Genomic DNA, 4,912 nt, shown 5'->3' with positions numbered 1-4,912 from the left:
GGGGCAGCCCCGGCGCGGCGGGTGCGGCGGCGCGGCCGCGCCGCGCTGACCTCTTCCCTGACGAGCTCGATCACGGCCATCGGGGCGGCGTCGCCCTTGCGCGGACCGAGCTTCGTGATGCGGGTGTAGCCACCTGGCCGGTCGGCGAAGCTGGGGCCGATCTCGGTGAACAGGTTGTGCACGATGCCCTTGTCAGGGACCACGGTCAGCACCTGGCGGCGCGCGTGCATGTCACCGCGCTTCGCGAAGGTGATGAGCTTCTCCGCGTACGGACGCAGCCTGCGCGCCCGTGCCTCGGTCGTGGTGATCTTGCCGTGCTCGAAGAGCGCGGCAGCCAGATTGGACAGCATGTGCCGCTGGTGAGCCGGGCTGCCGCCCATCCGGGCACCCTTGGTAGGCGTGGGCACCTGATTACCCTTTCTGTAGCGTCGGCGAGCCAGTACCGCTTAGTACTGCTCGGTTTCGACGTAGCTCTCGTCTTCGTCGCCGGTGAAGGAGTCCACGGCGCTGCTCGGGTCGAACCCGGGCGGGGAGTCCTTGAGCGCCAGGCCCATGTCGACCAGCTTCTGCTTGACTTCCTCGATGGACTTCGCGCCGAAGTTCCTTATGTCAAGCAGGTCCTGCTCGCTCCGTGCGACCAGTTCGCCCACGGTGTGGATGCCCTCGCGCTTGAGGCAGTTGTAGGACCGGACGGTCAGGTTCAGGTCCTCGATCGGCAGCGCCAGGTCGGCCGCGAGCGCGGCGTCCGTCGGCGACGGGCCGATGTCGATGCCCTCGGCGTCGACGTTGAGCTCCCTCGCCAGGCCGAACAGCTCGGTCAGCGTCTTCCCGGCACTCGCCACCGCGTCACGCGGTCGCATGCACGGCTTGGTCTCGACGTCCAGGATCAGCCGGTCGAAGTCGGTGCGCTGCTCGACCCGGGTGGCTTCCACCTTGTAGGTCACGCGCAGCACCGGCGAGTAGATGGAGTCGATCGGAATCCGGCCGATCTCCTGGCCCGGCTGCTTGTTCTGGGTGGCGGAGACGTACCCGCGGCCGCGCTCGACCGTGAGCTCCATCTCCAGCTTGCCCTTGCTGTTGAGCGTCGCGATGTGCAGCTCGGGGTTGTGCACCTCGACCCCGGCAGGCGGCGCGATGTCGGCCGCGGTGACCGCGCCCGGCCCCTGCTTGCGCAGGTACATGACCACCGGCTCGTCGTGCTCCGAGGAGACGACAAGCTGCTTGAGGTTCAGGATGAGGTCGGTGACGTCTTCCTTGACCCCGGGCACCGTGGTGAACTCGTGCAGTACGCCCTCGATGCGGATCGACGTGACCGCCGCCCCGGGGATGGAGGACAGCAGGGTACGCCGGATCGAGTTCCCGATCGTGTAGCCGAAGCCTGGCTCCAGCGGCTCGATGGTGAACTTCGACCGGTAGTCGCCGGCCTGTTCCTCGCCGAGCGAGGGACGCTGTGCGATGAGCATTTGACTTTCCTTTCCGCCGGGACCGCTATATGAACCGGCGAACGGCCTGCGGGCGACTATCGCCCCCAGGGGGGTGCTACTGCGTTATTGCGTTACTTGGAGTAGTACTCGACGATGAGCTGCTCTTGGACCTGCGTGTCGATCTGCGCCCTGACCGGCATCTGGTGCACGAGGATGCGCATCTGGTCCGGCATGACCTCGAGCCAGGCGGGCACGGCGCGCTCGCCGGCCTCGGCGCGGGCGATCACCATCGGGGTCAGCTCAAGCGACTTCTGCGCGACCTCGATGACGTCGTTCTCGCTCACCCGGAAGGACGGGATGTCCACCCGCCTGCCGTTGACCATGATGTGGCCGTGCGCGACCAGCTGACGGGCCATGTCGCGGCTCTTGCCGAACCCGGCGCGGTACACCACGTTGTCCAGGCGGCTCTCCAGGATCTGCAGCAGCGTCTCGCCGGTCCGGCCGGACTTGCGCGCGGCCTCGGCGTAGTAGCCGCGGAACTGCTTCTCAAGCACGCCGTAAATCCGGCGGGCCTTCTGCTTCTCGCGGATCTGCAGCAGGTACTCGCTGTCCTTCTGCCGGATCCTGCCGTGCTCGCCCGGCGGGTAAGGCCGGATCTCGATCGGGCACTTCGGCGAGTCGCACTTGCTGCCCTTCAGGAACAGCTTGACCTTCTCACGACGGCACAGCTTGCAGTCCGCCCCGGTGTAACGAGCCATCAGTCTCTCCTCAGACCCGCCGCCGCTTGGGCGGACGGCAGCCATTGTGCGGAACGGGGGTCACGTCCTGGATGGACCCCACCTCAAGGCCGGTCGCCTGCAGCGACCTGATCGCGGTCTCCCGGCCGGAACCCGGCCCCTTGACGAAGACGTCGACCTTGCGCATGCCGTGCTCCATGGCACGGCGCGCGGCGGCCTCTGCGGCCTGCTGGGCGGCGTACGGGGTGGACTTGCGCGAGCCCTTGAACCCGACCTGGCCCGAAGACGCCCACGCGATCACGTTGCCCGTCGGGTCGGTGATCGAGACGATGGTGTTGTTAAACGTGGACCGGATGTGGGCGTGCCCGTGGGCGATGTTCTTCCGTTCCTTGCGGCGCACCTTCTTCGGTGCGCCCTGGCTGGTCTTACGAGGCGGCATCTGCTTCCTGACTCCTGAGGTGGTCTTATCCCGGTGCTGGGACTACTTCTTCCCGGCCTTCTTCTTGCCGGCGACGGTCTTCTTCTTGCCCTTGCGGGTACGCGCGTTCGTCTGCGTCCGCTGGCCGCGCACCGGGAGGCCCTTGCGGTGCCTGATGCCCTGGTAGCAGCCGATCTCGATCTTGCGCCGGATGTCGGCCTGGACTTCCCGGCGAAGGTCACCTTCGACCTGGTAGTTGGCGTCGATCCAGTCGCGCAGCTTCAGCAGGTCATCCTCGGAGAGGTCGTAGACCCGGGTGTCGCCGCTCACGCCGGTGTTCTCGAGGGTCTGGAGCGCACGGGTGCGGCCGACCCCGTAGATGTAGGTAAGCGCGACCTCAAGCCGCTTGTCGCGCGGCAGGTCGACGCCAGATAGACGTGCCATGTGCGGGCAGTTCTCCTTCGTCGTGGTGGAGGTCCTCCGCACCGCTGTCCCGTCCCTGCCCAGGACCGGGCCCCGGCCTCCAACCGGGGGCGGCGGCCGTCGGCCGCTCGCGGTGCGCGTGTTATGTCGCGTATTCGGTTATGTGCTGTTCAGCTTATGCGCGCGTCTGGACTGCTCGTCTCTTTGCGGGGGGCCGACCCCCCGCACCCCCCGTCAACCTTGGCGCTGCTTGTGCCGGGGGTCAGAGCAGATCACCATGACGCGGCCGTGGCGGCGGATGATCCGGCACTTGCTGCAGATCTTCTTGACGCTCGGCTTGACCTTCACGGCTAACTCTCGCTCTCTTGCTTCTTTACTTGTACCGGTAGACGATCCGGCCGCGGCTCAGGTCGTACGGGCTGAGTTCCACGACCACCCGGTCATCGGGCAGGATCCGGATGTAGTGCATCCGCATCTTCCCGCTGATGTGGGCGAGTACCTTGTGCCCGTTGTCCAGCTCCACCCGGAAGAAGGCATTCGGCAACGTCTCGACCACCGTGCCCTCGATCTCGATGGCGCCGTCTTTCTTGGGCATATCCTCCGCGTTTCGTCGTGCGTAGTGTTGCGTAATCTTGATTTGGTATCGCGGCTGTTCGCAGCTGCCCAGCGAGAGCGCCGGGCTAGGGCGTTACGCACTCCCCGTGGCGAAGAGCCATACGGAAGGCCAGCCGATGGGCCGCAGCAGAGTCTACTAGACCTATCCCGCGAGTGCGAACCGGCTTTGATAACACGGTCGGCGCGGGGTCTATTCCCTAGCCTGCCGGCGGGCGATGGCCAGGGCCCACGGGATGACGATCAGCAGGAACCAGGGGATCCACGCGGCGCCGCCGCTGACAAGGCCGACGCCAAGCCAGGCGACGAGCAGCGCCGTGCTGACCGCCGCCCACGCCGCCCAGGTGGTGACGCCGCGGGAGCTGATCACCCCCTGGCCGCGCTGATCGACGGCCGACCCGCGGGGACGCAGCGCGCCGGGCGGGGCCGCCCTGATGCCGGCGGCAGGCAGCCGGTACAAGTCGATGGCGGGCAGGTCGGCGAGCAGCGCGTCGAGATCGCCGATGGTCTTCGCCGTGAACGTCCTGTCGACCCGTTCGTCGAACTCCTCGGGGGTCAGCCTGCCCTGCGCGTGGTGCTCGCGCAGTAGCTCCGCCGTGCGGTCCCTGTCCTTGTCCGAGGCGCGGAGCCGCGGGTCACCCGGCATCGGGGTCGCCACCAGTCACAAATGTGACGCGGTCGGGAGGAGGCACCTTACGTTCTGACAAATCGGTAAGAACCCACGGACCGGCAGCCGTGATCGCCACGGTGTGCTCGAAGTGCGCGGCCCGCGAGCCGTCGAGCGTCACGACTGTCCAGCCGTCGGCAAGCTCGACGGTGCGCTCGCCGCCACGGGTGATCATCGGCTCGATCGCCAGCGCCATCCCGGCGCGGAGCCGCGGCCCCTGACCGGCCGTGCCAAAGTTCGGGACCGGCGGGTCCATGTGCATCGCGGTCCCGATGCCATGCCCGGTGTACTCCCGGATCAGCCCGTACTGCCCGGCGCCCCGCACCGACCGCTCGACCGCATGGGATATATCCCCGAGCCGGTTCTCCGGCCGAGCCTGCGCGATCCCAGCCCAGAGCGCCGCCGCACAGTCATCGAGCATCGCCTGATCAGCAGGATCGATCTCCCCCACCCCCAGGGAGATAGCGGCATCCCCATGCCACCCATCCACAATGGCCCCGCAGTCGATAGAAATAATGTCCCCGGCTTCCAACCGCCGCTCAGGGCTAGGGATCCCATGCACGATCTCTTCATTAACAGAGGTGCATATGACCGCGGGATACCCGTAGTACCCAAGAAACGACGGCTCCGC

General features: G+C 67.2%; 9 protein-coding genes. All 9 read right to left on the bottom strand.

What is annotated here, in order from left to right; translation table 11 throughout:
* The coding region (gene rplQ / locus WA805_RS28120) for a 50S ribosomal protein L17 (RefSeq protein ID WP_422271464.1) at positions 1-407 on the bottom strand (407 nt) is incomplete at its 3' end.
* A gap of 39 nt (positions 408-446) precedes the next feature.
* Positions 447-1,463: a DNA-directed RNA polymerase subunit alpha gene (locus tag WA805_RS28115; RefSeq protein WP_422271462.1), complete on the bottom strand. Its 1,017-nt coding sequence runs from the start codon at positions 1,461-1,463 to the stop codon at positions 447-449.
* A gap of 92 nt (positions 1,464-1,555) precedes the next feature.
* Positions 1,556-2,182, bottom strand: coding sequence for a 30S ribosomal protein S4 (gene rpsD, locus WA805_RS28110; RefSeq protein WP_422290313.1), 627 nt, complete (start codon positions 2,180-2,182; stop codon positions 1,556-1,558).
* A gap of 10 nt (positions 2,183-2,192) precedes the next feature.
* Complete coding sequence (gene rpsK, locus WA805_RS28105) at positions 2,193-2,600, bottom strand: 30S ribosomal protein S11 (RefSeq protein ID WP_422290314.1); 408 nt, start codon at positions 2,598-2,600, stop codon at positions 2,193-2,195.
* Positions 2,601-2,642: 42 nt separating this feature from the next.
* Positions 2,643-3,023 (bottom strand): 30S ribosomal protein S13, encoded by a 381-nt coding sequence (gene rpsM / locus WA805_RS28100; RefSeq protein ID WP_422290315.1) that lies wholly within the window; start codon positions 3,021-3,023, stop codon positions 2,643-2,645.
* 213 nt (positions 3,024-3,236) lie between these two features.
* Complete coding sequence (gene rpmJ / locus WA805_RS28095; RefSeq protein ID WP_145852083.1) at positions 3,237-3,350, bottom strand: 50S ribosomal protein L36; 114 nt, start codon at positions 3,348-3,350, stop codon at positions 3,237-3,239.
* Positions 3,351-3,375: 25 nt separating this feature from the next.
* On the bottom strand, positions 3,376-3,597 hold the full coding sequence (gene infA, locus WA805_RS28090; protein ID WP_145852085.1) for a translation initiation factor IF-1: 222 nt from the start codon (positions 3,595-3,597) through the stop codon (positions 3,376-3,378).
* 210 nt (positions 3,598-3,807) lie between these two features.
* Positions 3,808-4,260 carry a DUF1707 SHOCT-like domain-containing protein gene (locus WA805_RS28085; protein WP_422290316.1) on the bottom strand — a complete coding sequence of 151 codons (453 nt, stop codon included), beginning with the start codon at positions 4,258-4,260 and terminating at the stop codon, positions 3,808-3,810.
* The coding region (gene map / locus WA805_RS28080) for a type I methionyl aminopeptidase (protein ID WP_422290317.1) at positions 4,250-4,912 on the bottom strand (663 nt) is incomplete at its 5' end. The genes WA805_RS28085 and map, both read right to left, overlap by 11 nt.

Source organism: Trebonia sp. (assembly GCF_049794275.1).
In the GTDB taxonomy this organism is placed as follows: Bacteria; Actinomycetota; Actinomycetes; order Streptosporangiales; family Streptosporangiaceae; genus Trebonia.
The sequence above is the reverse complement of the archived record's forward strand: the minus strand, read 5'-3'. Positions and strand labels throughout refer to the sequence as shown.